Here is a 22,978-nt window from a genome sequence, read left to right as displayed (position 1 = left end):
ACAATTGAAGCATGCGGATTAAATAACACATTAGGTATGTATAAAAATTTTGGGGAGTGAAGAGATGAAAAAAATAATATCTGTTCTTGTAATTTTATTATTGTGTCTACCGTATTCTAGTGCGTTTGCCGAGCAAGAAGATGTAGTATATTCCTATACTCTTAAATACAATGGAAAGGATTATAAACTCAAAAATGATGTTTTAAAAGATAGTTACTATGGCCGTTTGTTTTTCCCTCTCTTAGAGATACTTCAAATAGTTGATCCTGAAACTAAACAGACTATGAAAATGGAACAGGAGCCTAATCCCGCTGCTCCAAATAATTCCTACATAGATGCATCTTACTATATAAGTTTTAAGGAGCAGATCTTTAAATTTGTGGGACGTGATTCTTCGATAGAAGTATATGATAAGACAGGAACGGTTCGTCAAAGTAAAGAGATACAAATACAGACGACAAAAATAGAAGATGCTGAGAACCCGATGCTCTATGTTCCTAAAGAATTTTTTGAACAAGCATTAGGTACCAACACCTATGTAAGTATTGAATCATCTAATAGTGAGAAGCTTAAATTGGTGATTCAGTCTAGTGACTATAAGGCCGATATTCAGGAGAATAACATGGTTATCATTATGAAAGTGAATGACCCCTGGATGTATGTTAATGAAGATGTAAAGAGGATAGATAATGTAGCATATTCGACACCAGTTGTTAAGAATGGGGCTACTTTACTGCCTATCTCCAATATTATCAAAGAGTTAGGCGGTAATGTTGCCTGGGACGGAGCAGACCAAAGAGTTACTATTACCCTTAACGATCATGAGGTTAAGCTATGGTTGAATAAAGCTACTGCAATCGTAGATGGAGAGGAAAAGAGTATATCTGTTTCTCCAACAATAATAGCCGGAAGAACTATGGTTCCATTGCGTTTTGTTAGTGATAATCTGGGAGTTAAACTTGTATGGGATAAAGAGAATCAAATAATAGCCCTGTATAATGGAGATTTTCAGTTTATACCCGTTTTCTATGATGGATACTTTAAAACTGACAGTGAAAATAGTGAAGTAAAGGCTGAAGAGAATAAATCATCACAAGTTAAGAGCACGAATCCTATTGATAAGAATGGAAATAAAATTCAGTTAGGCGATAGAGTTATTTGTGGTTTTTTCTATGGTGAGGTTCAACAAGTGAACGGTGGAAGAATACTAGTGTATTGGGATGGTAAAGATAATCTATGGGTACAAGACAAAGATGTTGATTATGTGGCAATGCTAGCAGGGATAAACTATAAGGACTCTAGCTGGATAGATGCTAGTAGATTAACTATAGAAAAATAGATAATGTTGCAAATGAGGGTGGCGGCGATGCCACTTTTTTTTATTTGTATTTGGGCTTAGGATGGACATCTGTCATAAAAGGGGCTGTAATAAGGGGATTCTAAGCATAAAATAAAGAGAAAAAGATATGGGTGATATACATGAGTGAAGAAATTGATATTTTAGATATGCTATGTGCTAATGAAGGTATAAGTATTACCAATAAAGAAATAGCTAACTTTAATCAGCTAATACAAGGGGTTCACTTAGGGCCAATATTTGAAGAACTATGCATAGATGAAGAGTGGGACAAATTATTTGTTAAAGAATCTTTGATTAAGTATGCATTGCATCAGATCAAGCAGGAGTCGATGAAACTTAATTATGAAGAAAAAATACGTGTAGAGGATTATTCGGCAGATGAAATAGATGGAATAAAATTAAGTTCAATACTAGAAGAGACTCATTTTTCAGACCCTAGTGATTACTATAAAACATTTGGAGATAAAATTTTAAGTTCATTTTCTCTAAAAAAGAGATTGGATGTTAAAGAGTTAACAACTTCAATGTTCGGAGAGAATATGCCTTATAAGTACGATGATGATGATTACACTGGAAAATCAGGCATTGAATTTAATGAAGCATGGCATTCACATTCATTAAAGTCTGGTTCCTTCTTTCCTCTATATAAGACTTGCGAGGTGTTAAAGGCAAAAAAAGCTTTAGCTAAAGCACATAACAATCTTTCACCAAAAAAAATGAAAAGGTTTATAGCTGGGCTATTAGAGCATTACAATAAATACCTTCGAATGCTTCAGATGTTTCCAGATGATTACGATGCAACTGAAGATTTACTTAGACTGGAGGAATTTAGTGATCTGTTTTTTTTATTAAAAGCAATTGTTTTGCTGAAAAAGGATGATTGGTTCTTGAATAAAAATAAAAATAGAAGAACAGAAATACTTAAGGTAATTAGCAGCTTTGTAATAATAGAGGATATTAGAATTAAATTACACATATTAGAGAACTTTATAGAAGAAGGAGCTGCAGCAAATTATACTTCGACGGAGGCATTAGGATATTTACCATTATTCAGGTTACTATTTGTGCAGCTGCCGTTATTGAAGCAAAAGCTAGTACAGATTATTGATAATAAAGAGGTGCCACTTGCTAATTCGCTAAGAGGAAGACAAATTAAAATTAAGTTAAAACGTTATGCTTTTTTAAAACAGGCTCATTGTTACCGTATGGATTATTCCAATTATTTTTTGTCAGAAGAGGATATTTCTATTGTACAAAGTTATATTCAGGATACAGAGAATAATGATTATGATCAAATTTTTTATGATCTGTATAAAGAAGCGAAAGAAATTAGAAATGTCGCTGATGAAGTTAGAAAATGTATTGAATTGGAAATGGATGATTCTCTAAAACAATTAAAAACCATACGAAATTTGAAAGAAAATATTAACTGGAGAGTACAAGTGGAGCTAGTCTTAAGAGAACAAGTTCAAAAAAATGTATTACCACATATAAAGTTTACTGATACAGCCAAATCACAAGATTTTATTGTTTATGATTATTTGGAAGAAAGCAGACAGTGAGTAAAAAAATTATCTTAAAAAGTTGTCACTCATATACGAGTGACAACTTTCTTTATTTTCAAGGGTTTGAACTGGTACAGAAGAAAAAATGGATACTACCTACTAAAAAGCATATGAGAGGATAAGCGTGTAGCAAACAACACCTTTAAGGAGTGGGGAAATGAGCAGCCAAAATTCAATGCTTGTAGATGAGGAACAAGATATTTTCGAAAATATGTTGAAAGGCCAAGATATTCAATTGATGAGTACAGATGAGAAGGAGACTATGGCCTGCTTAGACAAAAGGAAGATTAGACATCGGGCATTTATTATATGTCACTCCAATATTCAGGAATCAACGTGCTTCTTCAAGATTGGGGACAAGATTATGAATAGTTCCACAAAGAATGATGATAGTTTTATTAGAGTTTTTATTGATCGAAGAAATAAAGATAATATCAAACTACTTATCAATGATAATGGTGATCTTGTAAAGTGTTCACAAAAAAACATATCGAAAGGAAAGAAGGAGAGAGTGGTACTCTTTCTTGAAGATGAATATTTCGCTCAACTTATCATAGTTGATGAATCTATACCGACTAAAGTGAATTATATGATCTCTAAAAATTCTATGGGGATGGATGCGCTAAGGGGAATTGCACAAAGTATTGTGGGACTCATGATGCCAGATTTTAATATTCTAGGGCTGTTAAATGAGGAGTTAAATCACGGAGAAGATCATGACGAAAAATAAAAAGAAGCGATATATTGATGAAATCAGCTTCCTGGGAGGAAGCATATCAGATAATTATAACAATGAAAATAATATTGATTTGGATTATGAAGTAAATAATATGATGCCGTTTGATTACGGAACGGCTTCTGAAAGCTTCTTTGATGGCGATGAGACCCCTTGGTCTGAAGAACTACCTGATGAGTCGTTATTCGAAAACAAGCCCTCAGTGAGTACAGATATCAAGGGAAGTAAGAATGACAAGGAGTCAAAAGGTACAGAGTATGAATTGTACAAAAAGATACTTAAAATGTACGTATTAGTAAGTTGTCAAGGAAAGCTTTCGTTGTATAACACTGAACATGGATTTTTTACTGAATTATCTAATATTGATCTAAGAGTAATTGTTAGAAGGAATTGGGAGGAAGAAGTACTAAGACAACTAAATCGATACAAGGTTGATGAAATTATTGATAAACTTGTTTGTTCCAGCGAGCTTCAGATAGATGTAGATGCGTTTGATCGGTATGAATATCTGATTAATTTTCAAAACTGTGTTTTAGATATTCGTAATATGCATACTTATAGCCACGATCCTAAGTACCTCTTCAGTTCATATATACAGGCTGACTATCAAGAGTACTCAGAATATCAGCCGCTTGAGGAGAAGAGTTCTTTTTTACAATTGATCTATAATATCACTGAAGAGGACGAAGATAAGATACTGCTAGTTCAAGAGGTATTTGGCTACTGTTTATCCAACTATTCTAATGCGAAAAAGTGGTTTTGTTTCCTTGGGGTTCCTCATTCAGGTAAAAGCACTCTTCTAGAGCTACTGAAAATTTTAGTTGGTCCTTCATATACTTGCGCTGTTCCATTACACCGATTAAACGAAAGATTTCTGATTGCAGAACTATATCAGAAGAAGCTCAATATTAGTGGAGAATTGCATAACGGGGACATTAAGCAATTCGATATTCTGAAGGCGGCAACCGGGGGAGATACCCTAGTTGCTGAAAAAAAGGGGAAAGATCCATTTTACTTTCACAATAAAGCGAAGATGGTTTTTGCGGGAAATCAGATGCCTTCTATTGCTAAGCTTGATAGTACAAGTGCTTTTACAGATAGAATTGTATTTTTATTATTTAATCGTACAGTACCAGAAGAGGAGAGGGATTTAAGATTAATAGAGAAACTTTCTGAGGAGCGTGATTTTATTGTGAGATGGGCTATGGATGGTTTAAGAAGATTAGTGGGAAACAGATTTGTTTTTACTGAACCAGCGGATTCAGCCCTGTTTAAAAAACAGTATCTTAATTCCTTAAATAATGTGCAGGAGTTCGTTCAAGATAACTGTGAATTGAGAGCTGGCTTGCGAGTACTAAAGCGAGACCTTTATAGCCAATACTTAATCTACTGTAATGAGAATTGTATGAAGGTTTTGACGAAGGAAGAATTTTTTACTGAGATAGCTAAGTTTCCAGTGGAAATACACAAGTTTAGATACCGTGGCTCCAATCCTCTTTTTGGCTACCATGGTATTACTTTAAAGACCCATTTATTTGAGGAATGAGTAAAGAAGTTGAAAGATTGATCTACATTATCTACAGGCTGTCATTTACGCTGATTTACTAGGAGAAAGCACAGTGATAAGCGTAGATTGCGTAAGCTACCCCTCATCTACAGTTGATCTACAGTTAAATAAATTTAATCGTTTATATATTATATCTATAACTTGGAGGTAGGAAGAGTAATGGAACCCATTAAAAAGCCAGTCTTGTATACAGTATCACAGTTAGCAGAATTTATACCGTTAGGTAGAAATTCGTTATATAAACTAGTGAATCGCAGTGACTTTCCCAAAATAGTAATTGGTAAAAAAATTCTTATTCCTGCTGAAGCGCTATCCAAGTTTCTTGAGATTAATTGCAATAATGAATTTAAATGAATTGGAGGTAAAGGGCATTCTGAACGAAATGGCTAGAAGGAGTTAAGGCTCCTTCTAGTATTTAAGCTTGGAAAGGGTGAAGGACATGGCGGGTAGTATTCAAAAGATTAAAAATAAGTACAGGATTACAAAAGAACTGGGAAAGGATAACAATGGGAAGAGACTTAGAGAGTATTCTTACGCATCTACAGAAGCAGAAGCAAAAAAGCTTTTAGCCGAGTTTGAATACAATCAGCAGCGGAACTCACTTGTTCAGCCAAGTAGCATTACCGTATTAGACTTTCTAGAGCACTGGATGGAAAACTACGTGAAATATAACTGTGAAGAGACGACTGCATATGGATACAGAAATATAATTTATAAGCATGTAGCTCCTTACCTTGGTAAAATTCAATTGCAGAAATTACAGCCAACTCATATACAGCAATACTATAAATATTTGATGGATGAAAAGGGCTTATCGCCTAATACTGTTCATAAACATCATGCAAACCTGCGTAAAGCGTTGGACTATGGTTTGAAACAACAGTTTCTTTATAGAAATGTAGCAGATGCCGTTTCATTACCTCGAAAGAGAACCTTTGAGGGGAAATCCTATACAAAGGAACAATTGAACGAATTGCTAAAGAAATTACAGGATAGCAAAATAGAGTTGCCAATAAGTCTTTCAGTATTTTTAGGTCTTAGGAGAGAAGAAGTTGTAGGTCTAAAATGGAAATGGATAGATCTTCAAAATCGAAAACTACAAATCCAAGAGGTTAGAACGAGCGCTGGGAAAAATGTCATAATCAAAACGCCAAAAACGGACAAAAGTAGGAGGACGCTTTTCTTAGGAGATGAATTATATGAACTATTGCTCAGAACTCAAGTTCGGCAAAGTGAACTCAAGAAAGCATTAGGCAAAGAATATGAGGATAGCGGTTATGTTGTAACTCGTGATGATGGAAAACCTTATAGAGTAAATTCACTTACTGAGCAATTCAAAGATTTTCTTGAGAAGAATGATCTTCCTCGGATAAGACTGCATGATCTACGTCATTCTTTTGCAAGTGTACTATATGATGAAGGAGTTGACTTGCTGGCTATCTCTCAAGCACTAGGGCATAGTGACATTGGTACAACCAGTCGAATATATACCCATCGATTTGATAAAACCCATAAGAGTACATTAAACGCGATGAGTAATGCGTTACGATAGTATTCAGAGGGAGAGGTTAGGGTAGGAGCAGGCTTTCATAGCTGCTTCTTTTTACTGTGTCATAAAGCATGCTTTTTGGCACTCTCAGTAAAGGCTAAAAATAGTGTGTCAAAACATTACGAATTAACTTTAGGCATGTGCCACCTTTACTGTGGGGTGTTTTGACACGGCATTATGAGGGGGATCATATATGAAAATGGGATATGGACGAGTATCAGCAAAAGATCAAAATATAGAAAGGCAACTCGTGAAATTTAGAGAACTGGATATTGAGGAGCGTTATGTTTTTGTGGATAAATTAAGCGGCAAGGATTTTAACAGACCGCGCTATCAGGCTTTGCGACTAATGATCCGTGAAGGCGATTTAATATATATTGATGCGTTGGATAGGTTGGGGCGTGACTATGATGGAATTATAGCCGAATGGAAATATATTACCCGTGAGTTGAAAGCGGATATTGTTTGCCTGGATAATGAGACATTGTTTGATTCTCGTAAGTTTAGAACAATGGGTGATTTCGGAAAGGTGATGGAAGATCAGTTTCTAAGCTTACTATCTTATGTGGCCGAGCAGGAGAGAAAGAAGAACAGACAACGGCAAGCTGAAGGCATTGAAGTTGCTAGGGCTGATGGTGTAAGATTTGGCCGACCAAGGGTGGAAATAGATGAAGCGTTCATTGGGATATATAAGCAATGGAGGTCTGGTTTGATTACGGCAAGGATGGCTATGAAGCAATTGGATATGAAGCACCGAACGTTTTATCGGCGTGTAAAAGAATACGAGCAAGAAAAATTGTAAGTCAAGTAGTAGATTCCGGTGAAAGGGTAACGGGGGAAATCAGACAAAGAGGAGAAGCGGGAATGTCCTTCGGTCTAGTGGAAGTTAGTAATAGCTGCTAAGGCATTCTCCGTGATTTGCTTAAACTTTGTGATATAGCTAACAGGTATCAGTTGATTGAGCCAATGTTAGTGGGAGATGAATGTGCAAGCAAAACGAGGCTGCTAAATTTAGCAGCCTCTATTCAGCATATAGGTGTTTTTACATAGTAATTTATTAGTTATATTTGCAGAATGCTTCAGCACAGTGAACAGGTAATCATAGGAAGGGGGAGAAAAGGAAAGTGAACTGCATCAGTACTTCTCCAATTGCTTAAAAAGCAGGATTAATTAAGTGGAAGTTATCGGAGGGGGAAGCGTTGCCGGACTATTCGAGTGTTCCAGAGGAATGTATCATGAAGAAGATTGCAAACAAATCTTATTGCCATTAGAAAAAGGGAATTGTAAACAAATGTCGAAAAATAACTTATAACGTAAATCGAATGGAAACGGATGGTCAATTTATAATTAATACATATTAATGAAGTTTGTTAGAATTATTTTTAATGGGTATAGGTTGCTGGGAAACAAAGGGGGATAAAGATGGAGTTTTCACAAAAAATACAAAGGCTGCGAAATAAGGCTCAAGAAACACAAGCTGCTAATAAAATTATCGATATGTTAACTCAGTTGAAATTGAAGAATGATGATACAACTTCTTACAGATGGACTTGGGAACTTATTCAAAATGCTAAAGATGTTGTTAACTCTAGCGGATTGGTTGATATTATTATCAACTTTGATGAAGGCAGTAAAACTGTTGAATTTAAACATAACGGCAAACTATTCTCAACGGAAAATATTGTTTTTCTTATTGAACAAGTTTCCACAAAAGACCGCACAATAATCGAAGCGAAAAACAAGAAGACTACAGGGAAATTTGGAACAGGGTTCTTAACTACGCATTTGCTTTCAGAAAAGGTGAGGGTATCTGGATATTTGCAGGACATTGGAGAACCGCCGTGTTCTTTTAGTGTTGACTTAGACCGATCTGGTAAGGATAAACAGGCAATAATAAATGCGATACGAGAGAGTTGCTCTCAGTTAGATAAAAATACTACTTCTACTGATGGTGAAACAATAGATGAAAATGAATTCAATACTTGTTTTAAATATGTATTGGATGAGTCTGGAGTCTTAACCGCAAAGAAGGGCCTGAATAATCTACTTATTTCCGCACCATACGTATTTGCTTTTGTTCCCGAGATAAGTTCTTTAACAGTCACAAGCGATCAATATATTCGGAAAATAAGTCGTGGAGAAACAGTTACTAATAATTTAGAAAATGCATATGAAATAGAGGTTGTTGTTGAAACGAAAAAAAATGGGAGAGATAACTGCAAAAATCAGCATATTTGTGTTGTTGGAACTGAAGATTTGTCACTAGCAGTTGAGATACAAAAAAAAGAAGGAATTAATTCTATTGTTAAATATCATGAAGAATTGCCCCGGATTTTTTGCGACTTTCCTCTATTAGGAACAAATGATTTTTCATTTCCTGTAGTTGTAAACAGTCCACTGTTTAATCCAACAGAACCACGAAATGGAATCCACCTAACTGATAAAGAACATGAACAAATAACAGAAAATAAGCAAACATTGCTGGAAGCCTGCCAACTTTATATTAAGATGCTGGACTATTTTTCGGAAAAAAGTTATGGAGGAGTTTATAACATTGTTAAAATCTCTGAACAGTCTGAAAAGGAGTGGCTAACTAAAGAATGGTTTGAGGAAAAAATTGTTAACCCACTTAAATCTCACATTAAAAAAATTCCGCTTATTTACACACATAATACTGAGAAGAAGCCTCTCTTCGATGAATGGGGCGATACCTGCGTACTTATTCCAAAAGATTTAGATGAAAACGTTAGAAAAAAAGTATGGGTACTATCAAGCAAATTCATTCCTAATATGATTACAAAACGAGAAGAATTAGAGTTTTGGTACAACTCTTTATGGGATGATTGTCGCAATTATGGCATATTAGATTTAATCGAAAGAGTAGAAAAGTTCGAAAACATAGATGAATTATCAAAAAATGTTATCGGTGATGTAAATGATTGGCTAAATGAATTATTGGTATTATTCTATGTTAAAGAAGAGACCTTCGCTAACACTCTTGGCAGAAATCCACGTATTTTGCCAAATCAGCATGGTGAATTATGTGCTATAGATTCAATTTTGCTGGATTGCGGTGTTGATGAAACCTATAAAAAAATATCTGCTACTATAGATTTTGATTTTAAAAGTAAATTATTAGATAGAAAAATTAAACATGAATTTCTGCCTAACCTAAAAAAGTGCACGTTAGAAGATGTATTTTCAGAGATGGAAAAGAAGTTGCAGAGACCACATCCCAAAGAAGAGGAGTTTTATAAAGATATTATTTGCCTACAAGCTGAACATAACCAAGAACAAGATGACTTTTTAAGGCTTGTTAAGAATCTGTATTGTGATGATTCATGGGGAAAAAGTAAAGTTACAAGACATTCAAACGTGCTCCTTAGATCAGCATTGAAATGCTGGAGAGAAAAAATAACTAGGGACGTAAGCTCGTGTGAATGCTTGGACGTATTCACTTCTCAGTTTAGTTTTGATAATAAAAATGAGGCGATTATTTGGCTTTCAAATTTTGTGCAAATTTTGGTGAAATATCAGCAGGATCATTTATTAGATCGTTTCTATATATTACCTAATCAGTATGGTGTCTTCAAAAAAAGCGCAGAACTCTCACTGGATTCTGGTGAAATTGAAGAAATCCTCAAGGACGCATGCAAGTATGCAGGATATGACGTGCGTGAAACATTATTATTAAAAGACATTTATTTCAATTTGCCTGAAAATAGAACAATTTACCTCGAGAGCATTTCCGAGAAGACCACAAAGTATGTGAAGGAGAATAAGAACAGCTTAGGCCAATATGATGCTGATGAAAAAGAAGTCTTTAATAAAACCTACCTTTGGCTGAGAGAAAACTCGACTAATGAAACGGTCTTAAGGTGCTTTAAAGATTTATTAAGCAATTTACATTGGTTTTATAATGACAATGATATTGCTGACAATATGTCTAAAGTGGAAGAATACAATGATGTGTTAAAGAGATATGGCGTTTCTGGAGTGGAGGAATTAGAAAAGATATTGTCTCTCTCCGATATCGAAAGTAGCCCAAGTAAAACGGTGGAGTTATCAAAGGAACTTCTTGCACAATGGGGTATTTCAACTGAAGAAGATTTAAAACGTGCTCTAGCAAATAATATTCTTAACGCAGAATTTCTTCATGATTCTAAAGTTAGCTTAGAGATGTTTAGCTATGTAAAAGAGATTCTTGAGAGATCCAAGAGAAAGATTATCGATTTCTTAAGTGAGCACTCCGATTATGATGTTTCGGATTTGGTAGAAATTAGTGATACGATTTTTGTAATTAAAAAATATAACACTGAAATTTATTTGATTACTCGCCCGTCCGATTATGGTCAAATAATCTTATATTATGATTCCGAGTTAGATGTTCTTGATTATGAAAAAGATTGTGAATTGTGGGTGGAAGATGGGAAAAGCGATCCGCAAAAAATAACATTTGGGAAAATATTGAAGTTAACTGGAGTTAACAAAATTCCATTAAGGAGCATAAGAGAGAAGTGATCGACATAGATGAAGTGTTACAATTACTACAATCCCCAGGATCAAAAAATCTTATCTGTAGGAAGTTAGAATTTAGACCGCAAAATTTGGCTATGCTTATCGCTGCTCTGTCAAACATACCAGATGAGTACGGTTATATTGTAATTGGAGCAAGTAAAAGTAATGATAAATATTCTATAAATGGAGTAAGTGCAGGGTTTAAGATAGATGAACCCATTAAACGGGCACTTAGCTTATTATCTGAACAACCGTTAATAGATTTTGGGAGTCTTAATATTGATGGTAAAAACATTTATGTAATTAAAGTGAAAAAGAATACAAGCTCCATTTTCTTCAAATCTACGCAGAATATAGAATCGCAGCCTGAGCTATTTATTCGTGATCTCTACTTGGCCTGCATCAAACTCCAAGCACGAAAACTTTATGTGAGTGCTACAGAAGATGAGCGCAATGACTTTATTGCAGATTTACTAGAAACAAACGGCTATCGCCTAAAGGATCAAACTCGGCGCGGAAGTTCTGCAGCAGGAAAATCATCTGGCGAGGTTGATATATTTATTGAAAAAAATGGTATGCCGTTTACTATTATAGAAGCGCTTAATTTAGAAAGTTTGAATACTAAGTATCTTAATACTCATCTTGACAAAATATATTCTTATGATACAACAGGGAATGTTTTCAATGTATGCCTGTCATATGTTAAGGTTAAGGATTTTGGTTCCTTTTGGGATAAGTATTGCGTCCATGTGAAAAATCATGAATATCCAGTAATGCTTATTTCGTCAGATATGAATGCTGATAAAGATTATCCATGCTCTGAAATAAGGTTTATGACGACAATTCATAATCGTTCGGGAAAAACTACATGTCTATACCATATATGTGTAAAAATTCAGGAAAATTAGTTTGATATGTAGATTTGGAGTCAGGTATGAACGCCAAATCTTTATAACAACAGAGAAGAGATAAATAAGCCATTGTTTTTACAGTTGTCAGATTTTGTGCCCAACAAAAATACCGTATTATATTCCAAGGTAGCACGAAACTGGGAAAAGACAATACACTGTAATTACAATTGTGTTTTACCGAAAACTCCTGTCCTAAAACTGTAGACGAGTTGTAGACAAGAGCAATAAAATAAGGAAATCATCAATAAACCTGATTAATATTAAATAACAAATTAAGCAACGCGAGGTCGCATGAAATAAGCTTATTTGGTACTTACTAATTCAACTATATACAAGATAAAAACTTAAGGACAACAGTTCGACTCCCCTCGGCTCCATATGGGGTAAAGTAGAAGACACCTTTAGGGGTGTCTTCTTAAAGTATATATCAGTTATTCTGGATTTAATTAACGCAACTTATCAAGTAGGTTATAGTAGTAATAGGTCTTAGACCTTTGTTTGCCATCAGAAAAAATAATCCTGTTTGTTTCCAAAATAGTTAGATATCTTCGACAAGTTGCTTCAGAAAGCTCAGCCAGGGAAGCGATGGCCTGCACCATAAAAATTGGTTTCTGATAAATGGCATCAATTAATTTCTTGACACCACTACTGTTAATCAAAGACTGAGCTAATTCTAGATCATGCTCGTATAACTCATTCACATTATTTATTAAACGTATATGCTTATCGGACTGCAGTATCATAGCCTCGAGAAAAAACTTAATCCATTGATTCCAATCACCTTTGTACCTTGTGTCATTAAGGAACCGATAGTATTTATGTTTATCTTTTTCCAAGGTCTCACTTAAAAAAAAGTTAGGATAATTAATGACCCCTTTACTATACAAATATAAAGGAATTAATATACGGCCAATTCTACCATTTCCATCAAGGAAAGGATGGATCGTTTCAAACTGTGCATGTATAACGGCAACCCGAATAAGCTCATTGAGGCTATCCTGTGGGTTGTTGATATAAATTTCAAGGTTATTCATAAAGGTATCGACTAGCTGCGGCTGCGGCGGGACATATGTTGCTGTCTCTAAAGAGCATCCTTCTGGTCCTATGAAATTCTGAATTCTTCTATATTCACCAGGAGTACGATTACTTCCACGAACCTCATTCGACATCAGTGTAATATGCATTGCTTTAAAAAGCCTTGTTGAAATCGGAAGAGAGGTGAGTTTATCCATTCCATCCCGTAATGCGTGATAATAATTAAGTACTTCCTGAATATCTTTATTATTTTTTCTGCTTAGAGCTTCAACTTCGAGAACTTCATCTAAAGTTACTTGCGTACCTTCAATTTTAGTTGATTGAACTGCCTCATTTAACATCACGGGATTTAACAATAAATGAGATGGAAGTTTAGTGTTTTGAAGAAGAACTTGATATTGGGCAACTTTTGTATTAGCTTTAATTAATTCGTTAATAAAAAACAGCTGATTAATTCGTTCGCCATTTAAGGGTAGGGTTTCCGGGGTAAATGGTACTTTTCCCATCGTTATTCCTCACTTTCGATAGTGATAAACTATATTATTTTCATTTTAACCGATATGTGATTATAAATACATGGGTTTTTAAATTTTGAAAACAAAATATGCATTTTTTTGATGTAAGGAAATCAGTAAGAGGAACATAAAAAATAGGGAAGGAATACATTAAATACATCATATTTTAATCATGAATTAGATATTACGGCTTTTGAAGTAAATGGGGCAAAGGAGATTTAGCGCTTTACAGAAAAGTTATCTGTTGAATTTGAAGAAGCCTACCAGCAAGACATTAAGACCCTTTTTGGGAAGGGGTACAATACGCCCGGCTTATTTTTCATAACTTTTCTGCAACTCCGCCCCCTTGTATCCCATCTTCCGATATCCTTTCACTCTTTTCTTGAACATCGCTATTAACATTGGAACCTGAAGGTCAATATAATCATATATCTTCACTTCTTCTTTATTTGCATGACTTCGGTGCAGGCGGCCTGCATATTGCTGCAAGGTGCCTGACCAGGAGATGGGGTGGACCAGAAACAAGGTGTCCAGTCTGGCGTCATCGAAGCCTTCACCGATCAGCTTGCCGGTAGCAATAACTACACGCTCCTGATCTTCTGGAATAGAAGCAATTTGGGCGCGTAGAGCCTCTCTTTGCTTTTTCCCCATTCCGCCTCTAAGCACAATTACATTTTTGGCAAAGGCATGTAATCTCTCTGCAAAATATTCAGCATGAGCGATTCGTTCAACCAGCAGCAGTGGAGAGCGACCTTCATCCAAGCAGGTTAGCAAATCGTCAAAAATAAGTGTATTACGCTCCTCATTGTCTACAAGCTGCTGGTAGATGTCCTGAATTCCGGAAGTTTGTTCCCCTGACTTGATCTGAAAGTGAGTATAACGGGGGACCACCCTTAATGAAAATCCTCTGGAGCTGCTTAGGCTTTTGGCATCCACCTTCAATAACACAGGTCCAAGCTGGAACCGTACAATGGCTTCCTGTCCGTCTTGCCGTTTAGGTGTGGCCGTTAAGCCAAACACATACTTTGCTTTGACTTCCCGCAGAACCTGTTCGAAGCTGTAGGCGGATACGTGGTGGCACTCATCCACAATGACCTGGCCGTATTCACTTACGAAGGGCTTAACATTCCCCTTATAGTTGAGGCTCTGAATGACAGCAATGTCGATGATGCCGGTTCGTTTGTTTTTGCCGCCGCCGATCAATCCAATTGCCTGCTTTGGGACTTCGAGAAAGGTTTGCAAACGTTCCTGCCATTGTTCCATAAGCTCCCGGCGGTGCACCAAGATAAGGGTGTTTGTCTTTCTTGAAGCGATAATGCTGGCTGCTATGACAGTTTTACCGAATGCGGTTGCCGCCGAGAGAACGCCTATGTCCCGGCTTAGAATAGCTCTGGCTGCTGTATCCTGAAGAGTACTCAGCGTACCGGTGAACTCTGCCTCGATAGAAGTTCCAGACGAACGTTGGTCCTGAAGCGATACCTTAACTTGATTATGCTCGAAAAAAGATAGCAAATCCTGCAAGCATCCCCTTGGCAGAACTACATAGTTCTCCAGATCCTCGGCACACGAGATCACCCGGGGTTTACCATAGGTGGAGAGCCGCATCGCTTGTGCTTTATGAAAATCAGGGTTGGAGAAGGAAGCTATTTTGATCAGAGCATGAATTGCGCTTGAAGGAAGTCCGGACTTGAGAATATACAGACGATCCGATTGCAGAATCTGTATTTCAGCAGGTAAAGATTCCATAAGGACCTCTTCTATCTGAGTCGGGTTCTCTTGTAACAAGATTAATCCATCTGCGTCATGGTCTGATCCCGTAGTAATTTTGTAATTGCTGAAAAGTCCACGCTCCCCGTGCTTGTATATAAATTGCTTTACTTGGTCTTCGCCCATCTTGCCAAGTTTGGATAATATACCCCATTGGTCAGCATAAGGCTCAAAGCAATCGTCAACAAAGACGCTGTTTCCCTGTTTACGCGGCCCGCCTTGAAGAGGAAGGGCAATGAGGTTGCCGAATCCGCCTTTGGGCAGCGTGTCCTGATTGGGAAACAGGCGGTCATAGGAATCCATGCCGATCTGATATCTGTAGTTCATGGTAAGACTCAGCAGGGTCATTCCGAATCTTCTGGCTGTAGCCGCCTCAATGTTTTGACTGAAGAAAATCCAGATATGCCCCCCATTGCCGGAACGCGAGCGCTCTAAGAGTGCGGGGATTTCATGGCTTGCACATAGCTCCATCACGGCAGTAACATCTTGCTTCCAATCATGTTTGTCAAAATCCATGGCCAAAAACCAGCAGGTCTCATCCGGCAGGATGGGATAGATACCAATCGTCCGGTCTTGCCGTGCATCTAAATGGGCTGACAGCACTTCGTTTGTAAGAGGCATGAAGCTCTGGTGCTTGCAAACCGAACACTTTATTCGGGGTTTCTCACAGACGGAAGTCCACTCATTGGCACAAGCGGGCGAATATCCGGACTTGCCTTGCTTGTTGCTCCAGCGAATCGGATAAACATCGTCTCTGCCGCGGAAATAACTTTTATATAGGGCGAGCTTGTCCTCTACGGTGGAGTACTGGTGAACAATGGATTCTGGAACGGTTGTCCCCTTGCTTTCTTTTTTCTGGGAGGTGGGATTGGAAGTTATTTGTTCATTAGTAATTACTATATTGTCATCATCCCAAAGCCCTAGTAGACTTCTCAACCGGGTGACTTCCAGCTTAAGTTCCTCAATATGCGCCAGAGCCGCATTATATTTGTCCTCGATATTGTCCATTGATTGGTCCTCACGTTTTATTTATATTATACCTTGTAAGCTGCTGAGTAATAATACTGGGAATTATAACCCGATTAAGGAGATCATAGTAATGCTGAAATTAAGTAACTCAACCATTAAAAAGCATTTGAACAATCTTACGAGGGAAGAGCTTGAGGCTGAAATCTTGAATTTGGCCAAGAAACATCCAATTATTCATGAGTATTATTATTCGGTGTTATTTCCCGAGCAAGAGGAGGTCTTAGACAAGTACAAGAAAATTATTGAGAAGGAATTCGGCCACCACAAGGGAGAGATTCTGCGATACCCGATTATGAAGCAAGCAATAAAGGACTTTAGTAATATTTCAAACAACAAGGAGCATATTGCAGAAATAATGGTTTTTACAGTGGAATGCGGGGTGGATTTTACGCTTTCATACGGAGATATAGATGAAAGATTCTATCGTACTATTACAAGCATATATGAACAAGCCCTAAAGTATATTGTGGACAATCAATTGGAAGACAAGTTTGTAGATCGATGCAACGAATTGATGCAGAGCAGTCAGGAAATTGGCTGGGGTTTTGGAGATGGGATGATGGAGTTGTATAGCGATTATTTAGGACACGTGGATGAAGAAGAAGACCTTGAGTAGCGTATACGGACGAATTATTTAACCATAAGGATTGTGTTATAAAATTGAAAAAGCGACCTTAATCGGTCGCTTTTTGATTTATGCTCCTATTTTGGGACACAGTGGGCTTCAAGAATATGGGTTAACTCCTTAAGCTCAAATTTATGGTTAACCATATCTACCGTAAAATCTTCAGCTTTCTTCGTATCCATCTCAAAGCTCAAATCGTTGAGCTTTAAGAAAATTACAAGTGCTGTAAAAGCAGTGCGTTTATTAGCATTGTGAAACGGGTGATTTTGGCCCAGTGATTGAAACAATGCTGCGCCTTTCTCAAAAATAGTGGGGTAAGCCTCATCTCCAAAAGCGGAAAATTGCGGGCGAAAGACTGCTGAATCAAGTAACCCAGCGTCTTTTACCCCAATTTGCTCTCCAGGGCTATAGCGTTGAATCATTGCAAGATTAACAGCGATGACTTCTTGTACGGATAAATAGCGTGTTAGCTTCATCTATCTTTGAGTCCATGTAATGTCTGATCATATTTATGAATAACATCGGCCAAAGAATCCATAAAATCCTCGCTAATTCCATTAGGCAATGAGACTTTATTTGATTTTCTGATAATAATTTCACCCGTCACCGGGTTTACATCAATAAGGACAGTATCTCCTTGATCTAGTCCTATCTGTTTTAGGGCATCGGTCATTGTTATACCAAGGCTATTTCCAATTTTTGAAACTTTCCGTTCCATTTCGATCACCCTATTCATTGGAGTTCCTACTTATTAATATATATGACTGTTATAACAATTATACATTATTAGAATATAAATTCAATCCGGTTCCTCCGGTGACATGGCTGTCAATCAAATATTGAAGCATAGGTTTATTCTACCTGCATACGGATGATATGGGATTCCTGATTTGTTCTGCATAAAATCATGCCCGCCCCCCCGGAGCCCTGCCCCGCTGACAATTCCCGCGGCAATTCCCGACGGATCAAGAGACGGATTATCCCAACCCGATTTGATCCTAAGGTCGGATTTGCCGGGGGCAGATTTGCTTATACGGCTGCGTTGAACTCATTGTGATTCCGGTTTGTTTTTATAAATACAATCAGCTATTATAAAGTATCAGCAAGCTCTTATTACAGGAGGAATCGAATGAGCAAATACAGCATACATAGTGACTTTGAGCCATACGCCAAGAGAACGCTCCCTTTGAATTCTTGGTTATTGCCAATACTGAATAAGCTGATAGTGAGAAGTGTGAATAAGCTTGAGCCTGCCGGGGGGATGAAGGTATCGAAAGAAGTCATTTCCGGCTATAAAAATGGAAAGCTTGACCTGACCCTCTTTGAGCCTGCGGGTATTGGGACGAACGCCCCCTGCCTCATTTACCTACATGGAGGGGCCTTTGCCTTACAGGCAGCGCCTTCCCATATCCATTTAGTTCGCGAGTATGCTCTGAAGACACCCTGCAAATTAATCTTTGTGGATTATAGACTGGCACCTAAGTACCCTTTTCCTTATGGCGTTGAGGATTGTTATGCTGCATTTGAATGGGTCTGCGAGCATGCGGAAACGTTAGGCGTTGATACAAACAGAATAGCCGTAGGCGGAGATAGTGCGGGCGGCGCACTTGCTGCTGCAGTGACACTATTGGCCCGTGATCGGAAGGCACCGCGTATTTGTTTTCAGTTGCTGCTCTATCCGGTAACAGATGCAAGACAGGATACGGAATCCATTAAAGAGTTTGTAGATACACCGCTGTGGAACTCCAGGCTGAATGAGAAGATGTGGAAGCTGTATCTCAAGGATGGGGTAGGAGCCGGCAAGAGAGAATATGCTTCACCTATGGAAGCCGCTTCTTTTGAAAACCTGCCTGATGCCTTTGTTGAAATTACAGAGTTTGATTGCTTGCGGGATGAAGGAATCCATTACGCCGAAGCCCTGCGGAAAAGCGGGATTCCGGTTGAAATACATTACACAAAGGGAACGATCCATGGATACGATGTAGCCGAAAAAAGCGAAATTGTGCGGCAGAGTGTGGAGAGAAGAATTGAGGCCTTAAGAAGGGCATTTGATTTGTAAATCATGCCGTTATCTCAGAATTGCAATGCGGAAGACATCTTTAGGGATGTCTTCTATTTCCCGCTGAAACACGCCGTCCTTCTACAAGGACGGCGTAGCCGTTTCTGCTTGTTTTACGCGTATCCAGGCCAAGCCTGCCTCATAAAACCCGCGTTTGCCCCTTGTCCTGCTACCCGCCGTTCCTTAAGCCCTCCAGCTAAGATATGCCGCAGACCGGTAAAGTATCATTCCACTGTCTTATAATCATTAACTCAGAATACTGCAGGAAGCAATCCGATATGAGTAAATGATTGTTTCGGAACCGCTTTCACGATTGGTATGCTCAGGACGTTGGGATTCCAAAATATGTATCTTTTTAAGGGGGAATTTTTGAAGAAATTTGAGAATCCGGCAAACCCCGGCCCCATTGTCCTGACCCGCCGGAAAAAGAGACAAGATCTTAAAGAAGGAGGAGGATAAAAAAGCTTCATAATTATTTGCAAACGGTTTCAGTAGTAGCTGCAATAAATTAAAATCGGGAGGGAATTAAGTGAAGAAAAGAGCTGCGAAGGTATCCAGTATTGTTTTGATGTTTTCACTTGTACTATCTTTAATAGCTGCTGGCGGATGGGGGGATTCAGTAGTACATGCTGCGGGTCTTACGATAACCGGCAGTGGAGGCGGCAGTGAGACGGCATATGTGGAATGGTCGCCTGTGAGCAATGCGACGGGATATACGGTATATGTCAAAGCTGCAAGTGCAGCGGATTCCCAGTATCAACAAATCAATACTGAATTGATTCGTAAATACGCTTCCTATTGGAGAGCGGATGCTGTAGGGCTTGCCGCTGGCAGCTATGTAATAAAGGTTGAAGCTACGGTGTCGGGAGGGGCCGCAAATGCTGTCACAGGAACGCTGGCTGTAACGTCATATGACCGTTCCGGATTTGCTTTTTCGCCAAGCTCGCAATACGGTACAGGTTCAGGCGCTTATAATGATAATGGAACGCTCAAGAATGGTGCGCAAGTGCTGTACGTTACCTCGCAGAATGCCCAGACCGTAACGCTTCCTGTGAAAACCAGCAGCTCGGGCACTATACAGACGGGTGTGGGTCTTGGCGGGATTCTGACACTGAGACAAAAAGGCTATGATACAACGCCGCTTGCCATCCGGATTATCGGAAAAGTTACTGCCTCTGACCTGAGCGGACAGCTTAACAGCAGCGGATATCTTGAAGTCAAAGGTAAAAACAATTATTCGGAAATGAATATTACAATTGAAGGAATCGGCAAAGATGCTTATGCCTATGGTTGGGGAATGCTGCTTAGATATGTCGGCAATGTGGAAGTAAGAAACCTGGGTGTAATGCTGTTCCCTGACGATGGCATTTCAATGGATACGGGCAATGTGAATGTATGGGTGCATAATAATGATATTTTCTATGGAGCGGCGGGAAGCGATGCGGACCAAGCCAAAGGCGATGGTTCCACAGACCTTAAAAAAGGATCAACGTATATTACCATCTCGTACAACCACTACTGGGATTCCGGAAAAGCGGCTCTGGTCGGCTTAAGCGAGTCGGCAGAATTCTTTGTCACCTTCCACCATAACTGGTTCGATCATTCGGACTCCCGTCATCCGCGGATCCGGGTGGCCTCTGTTCATGTCTATAATAACTTCTTTGACGGAGTCTCCAAGTATGGTGTGGGCGTTACCACAGGAGCTTCGGCCTTTGTAGAATCCAATGTTTTCAGAAATACCAAAAATCCAATGCTGATTTCCTTGCAAGGCACAGATGCTCTGGGAGAGGGGACGTTCTCAGGCGAAGATGGCGGTGTAATTAAGGCTTACAACAATAGTATTGTTGGTGCTGCAAGTCTGATTTATGCCAACTCCAATGCTGGAACGGCTTCGGCCAATGCAACCTCCTTCGATGCCTATCTCGCTTCGTCGAGAAATGAAACCGTTCCAAGCTCATACAAAGCATTAAAAGGCGGAACCGCCTATAACAACTTCGACACGACCGTCAATACTGGAGTGAGCGCCTCCAATATTGATAACGTAAGCAATGTTGAACAGGTTGTTTCGGCAAAAGCCGGACGCCTGAACGGCGGAGACTTCACATGGACATTTAATGATTCGGTGGATGACGCATCGTATGCAGTGAATGCAGCGCTGATGTCTGCGATCCGGAGCTACACCTCCGGGCTTGAATCCGTAGGGGGCAATTCCAACCCGACGAGCCCGACTCCGGCGCCAACCGCAACTCCTGCACCAACAACGACTCCGGCGCCAACAGCAACGGCAACTCCGGTGCCGACAGCGGGAGCAACCGTTCATAACTTTACCACATCCGGGACAACCAGCAGTTTCTTCAATATCCAAGGGAATCTCTCAACAAGCAAGGGAACCGTGGTATATAACGGTCTGACCCTGACCCAATGCTTGAAAATCGAGAGTGCAACCAGCATTCAGTTCACGACTGCCCAGGCTGCAACCTTAACCCTGGTGTTCAACTCAGAGGGCACCAAAATCAAAGTGGATGGAACAAGCTACACCATAACGAATGGCATCGCCACGATCTCCCTTGCAGCGGGCGCCCATACCATTACGAAGGATAGCACTGCGAATTTGTATTATATACAGTTGAATTAGAGAGTTTTAAAAACCGGGCTGCTCTACACCTATCTGAGTTTTACGGACTGAGGTTCGAGGCATCCCGGCTTAAAATGGAGTATTGGAGAAGCAGAAAAGCGACCTACTTGGGTCGCTTTTCTTGTGCGCCTCACAGTCGCACCATCTAGGTGGTTCAAGTCCACCCGGTAACTTTACCCTTTAAAGTGCCGTAGCCGAAGTAGATATCCGGGCAACCGAAGGTTGCCCGGATAGGCAGGGTGTCTTCCGCGAGGAAGAATCTGAAGGGCCTGCAGGCAAAGTCCAGCCCGGAATGCAGTGAACCAGAGGTGGCGGCGATGTTGGGTGACCCGCCAAGAAAACGGGGAAACCTATACGAATTCATATATCTTACAGGAAAACAACTAAAGGGAAATGACCTGTAGGACTCATCGACGTGATTAGGGTCAGGATGGACAGAACAGAAGGTGCAGATGACTGAGGGAAGTCTCGTAGTCTCCTTGGCGCAAACGCGGACGAGGTAGGGGCGGTATAACCGAAAGGGAAAGCCAAGCCGAAGGGTTGCGAGATGGCGAGTAGTCTGGAAAAAAAAAAAGAAGGTGTTGTCGCATACCCTGCTCTCACTCCAAAAGAGGAGAGACAGAGGCAAAGGGAACGTGCTTCGTCAAAGCCTGTGAGTTCTCGCGAGTGGAGATCGTACACGTCTTAAACCAGCTGGGGTTTGACCGAGAGGGTGCGTCCCGCCGAGAGCGAAAGAACGCTTGGGGATGAGGCAAACTGGCGACCTGAGTACATTCAAGGCAATAGGAGCGATTGAATTTTTTTTTTCTAACACGCAGTTGCCGGGATGGAACAAGCAAGGAATCGATCTCTGTAGCGGAAACGAGACCCGCTTGGAGAGCAGCGTAAAGGTGGTGAAACACCAATGAAACCGAAAAGACGTTACTATTCCTTAATCGATAAGGTTTACCAAATGAATAATCTGCACGAAGCCTGGTTATCGGTGAAGAAGAATCAAGGAAGTGGCGGAGTGGATGGCGTCAGCATCGGAATGTACGAGAAGAATGTGAGCACGAACCTAAGGGAAATCCAAAGGTTATTGCAGCAAGGTCGTTACGCTCCTGATCC

General features: G+C 39.3%; 16 protein-coding genes and 1 pseudogene. 13 read left to right on the top strand and 4 right to left on the bottom strand.

The features are described 5' to 3' along the window. The first annotated feature begins 64 nt into the window (after positions 1–64). The 9 genes from HYD27_RS22420 (at position 65) to HYD27_RS22380 (ending at position 12,203) form a co-directional block, all read left to right on the top strand. Positions 65–1,339, top strand: a complete 1,275-nt coding sequence (locus tag HYD27_RS22420) for a stalk domain-containing protein (RefSeq protein WP_219218817.1) — start codon at positions 65–67, stop codon at positions 1,337–1,339. 140 nt (positions 1,340–1,479) lie between these two features. Next, positions 1,480–2,922, top strand: a complete 1,443-nt coding sequence (locus tag HYD27_RS22415; RefSeq protein ID WP_219218814.1) for a hypothetical protein — start codon at positions 1,480–1,482, stop codon at positions 2,920–2,922. Between the two features lie 160 nt (positions 2,923–3,082). Beyond that, positions 3,083–3,655, top strand: coding sequence for a hypothetical protein (locus HYD27_RS22410; RefSeq protein WP_219218812.1), 573 nt, complete (start codon positions 3,083–3,085; stop codon positions 3,653–3,655). Continuing rightward, positions 3,642–5,207 (top strand): DNA primase family protein, encoded by a 1,566-nt coding sequence (locus HYD27_RS22405; protein ID WP_219218810.1) that lies wholly within the window; start codon positions 3,642–3,644, stop codon positions 5,205–5,207. The genes HYD27_RS22410 and HYD27_RS22405 overlap by 14 nt, the downstream gene beginning before the upstream one ends. Before the next feature lie 180 nt (positions 5,208–5,387). After that, complete coding sequence (locus tag HYD27_RS22400) at positions 5,388–5,582, top strand: helix-turn-helix domain-containing protein (protein ID WP_076113224.1); 195 nt, start codon at positions 5,388–5,390, stop codon at positions 5,580–5,582. 85 nt (positions 5,583–5,667) lie between these two features. Then, on the top strand, positions 5,668–6,780 hold the full coding sequence (locus tag HYD27_RS22395; protein WP_219218808.1) for a site-specific integrase: 1,113 nt from the start codon (positions 5,668–5,670) through the stop codon (positions 6,778–6,780). Between the two features lie 190 nt (positions 6,781–6,970). After that, the gene (locus HYD27_RS22390) at positions 6,971–7,579 is read left to right on the top strand and encodes a recombinase family protein (RefSeq protein ID WP_219218806.1); all 609 of its coding nucleotides are present in this window, start codon (positions 6,971–6,973) and stop codon (positions 7,577–7,579) included. Positions 7,580–8,199: 620 nt separating this feature from the next. After that, complete coding sequence (locus tag HYD27_RS22385) at positions 8,200–11,298, top strand: sacsin N-terminal ATP-binding-like domain-containing protein (RefSeq protein WP_219218804.1); 3,099 nt, start codon at positions 8,200–8,202, stop codon at positions 11,296–11,298. Beyond that, positions 11,295–12,203 (top strand): RNA-binding domain-containing protein, encoded by a 909-nt coding sequence (locus HYD27_RS22380; RefSeq protein ID WP_220101727.1) that lies wholly within the window; start codon positions 11,295–11,297, stop codon positions 12,201–12,203. The genes HYD27_RS22385 and HYD27_RS22380 overlap by 4 nt, the downstream gene beginning before the upstream one ends. Before the next feature lie 449 nt (positions 12,204–12,652). On the opposite strand, the gene HYD27_RS22375 is transcribed toward HYD27_RS22380, so the two are convergent. Together HYD27_RS22375 and HYD27_RS22370 are read right to left on the bottom strand one after the other, a co-directional pair. Then, on the bottom strand, positions 12,653–13,747 hold the full coding sequence (locus HYD27_RS22375; RefSeq protein WP_219218802.1) for a Fic family protein: 1,095 nt from the start codon (positions 13,745–13,747) through the stop codon (positions 12,653–12,655). 321 nt (positions 13,748–14,068) lie between these two features. Beyond that, positions 14,069–16,531, bottom strand: coding sequence for a TOTE conflict system archaeo-eukaryotic primase domain-containing protein (locus tag HYD27_RS22370; protein ID WP_219218799.1), 2,463 nt, complete (start codon positions 16,529–16,531; stop codon positions 14,069–14,071). 91 nt (positions 16,532–16,622) lie between these two features. Between HYD27_RS22370 and HYD27_RS22365 the strand changes: the two genes are divergently transcribed. Next, entirely contained in the window at positions 16,623–17,168 is a 546-nt protein-coding gene (locus tag HYD27_RS22365) for a DUF6155 family protein (RefSeq protein WP_219218797.1), read from the top strand. A gap of 86 nt (positions 17,169–17,254) precedes the next feature. Here the strand turns inward: HYD27_RS22365 and HYD27_RS22360 are convergent, their stop codons facing one another. Next, complete coding sequence (locus HYD27_RS22360) at positions 17,255–17,653, bottom strand: type II toxin-antitoxin system death-on-curing family toxin (RefSeq protein ID WP_219218795.1); 399 nt, start codon at positions 17,651–17,653, stop codon at positions 17,255–17,257. Then, the gene (locus HYD27_RS22355) at positions 17,650–17,895 is read right to left on the bottom strand and encodes an AbrB/MazE/SpoVT family DNA-binding domain-containing protein (protein WP_228745258.1); all 246 of its coding nucleotides are present in this window, start codon (positions 17,893–17,895) and stop codon (positions 17,650–17,652) included. Before HYD27_RS22355 ends, HYD27_RS22360 begins: the two co-directional genes overlap by 4 nt. 411 nt (positions 17,896–18,306) lie before the next feature. Here HYD27_RS22355 and HYD27_RS22350 point away from each other — a divergent pair, with 411 nt between their 5' ends. From HYD27_RS22350 to HYD27_RS22340, 3 genes and pseudogenes are all read left to right on the top strand, one after another. Further along, the gene (locus tag HYD27_RS22350; RefSeq protein WP_219218791.1) at positions 18,307–19,236 is read left to right on the top strand and encodes an alpha/beta hydrolase; all 930 of its coding nucleotides are present in this window, start codon (positions 18,307–18,309) and stop codon (positions 19,234–19,236) included. Positions 19,237–19,765: 529 nt separating this feature from the next. Beyond that, the gene (locus tag HYD27_RS22345) at positions 19,766–21,871 is read left to right on the top strand and encodes a pectate lyase family protein (protein ID WP_219218789.1); all 2,106 of its coding nucleotides are present in this window, start codon (positions 19,766–19,768) and stop codon (positions 21,869–21,871) included. A 904-nt stretch (positions 21,872–22,775) separates the two neighbouring features. After that, positions 22,776–22,978: pseudogene (locus HYD27_RS22340) on the top strand (group II intron reverse transcriptase/maturase); the annotation flags it as partial.

This window comes from Paenibacillus sp. S150 (assembly GCF_019352175.1).
Taxonomy (GTDB): Bacteria; Bacillota; Bacilli; order Paenibacillales; family Paenibacillaceae; genus Paenibacillus_AQ.
Note: the sequence above shows the minus strand (reverse complement) of the source record. Positions and strands in the feature narration are given on the sequence as shown.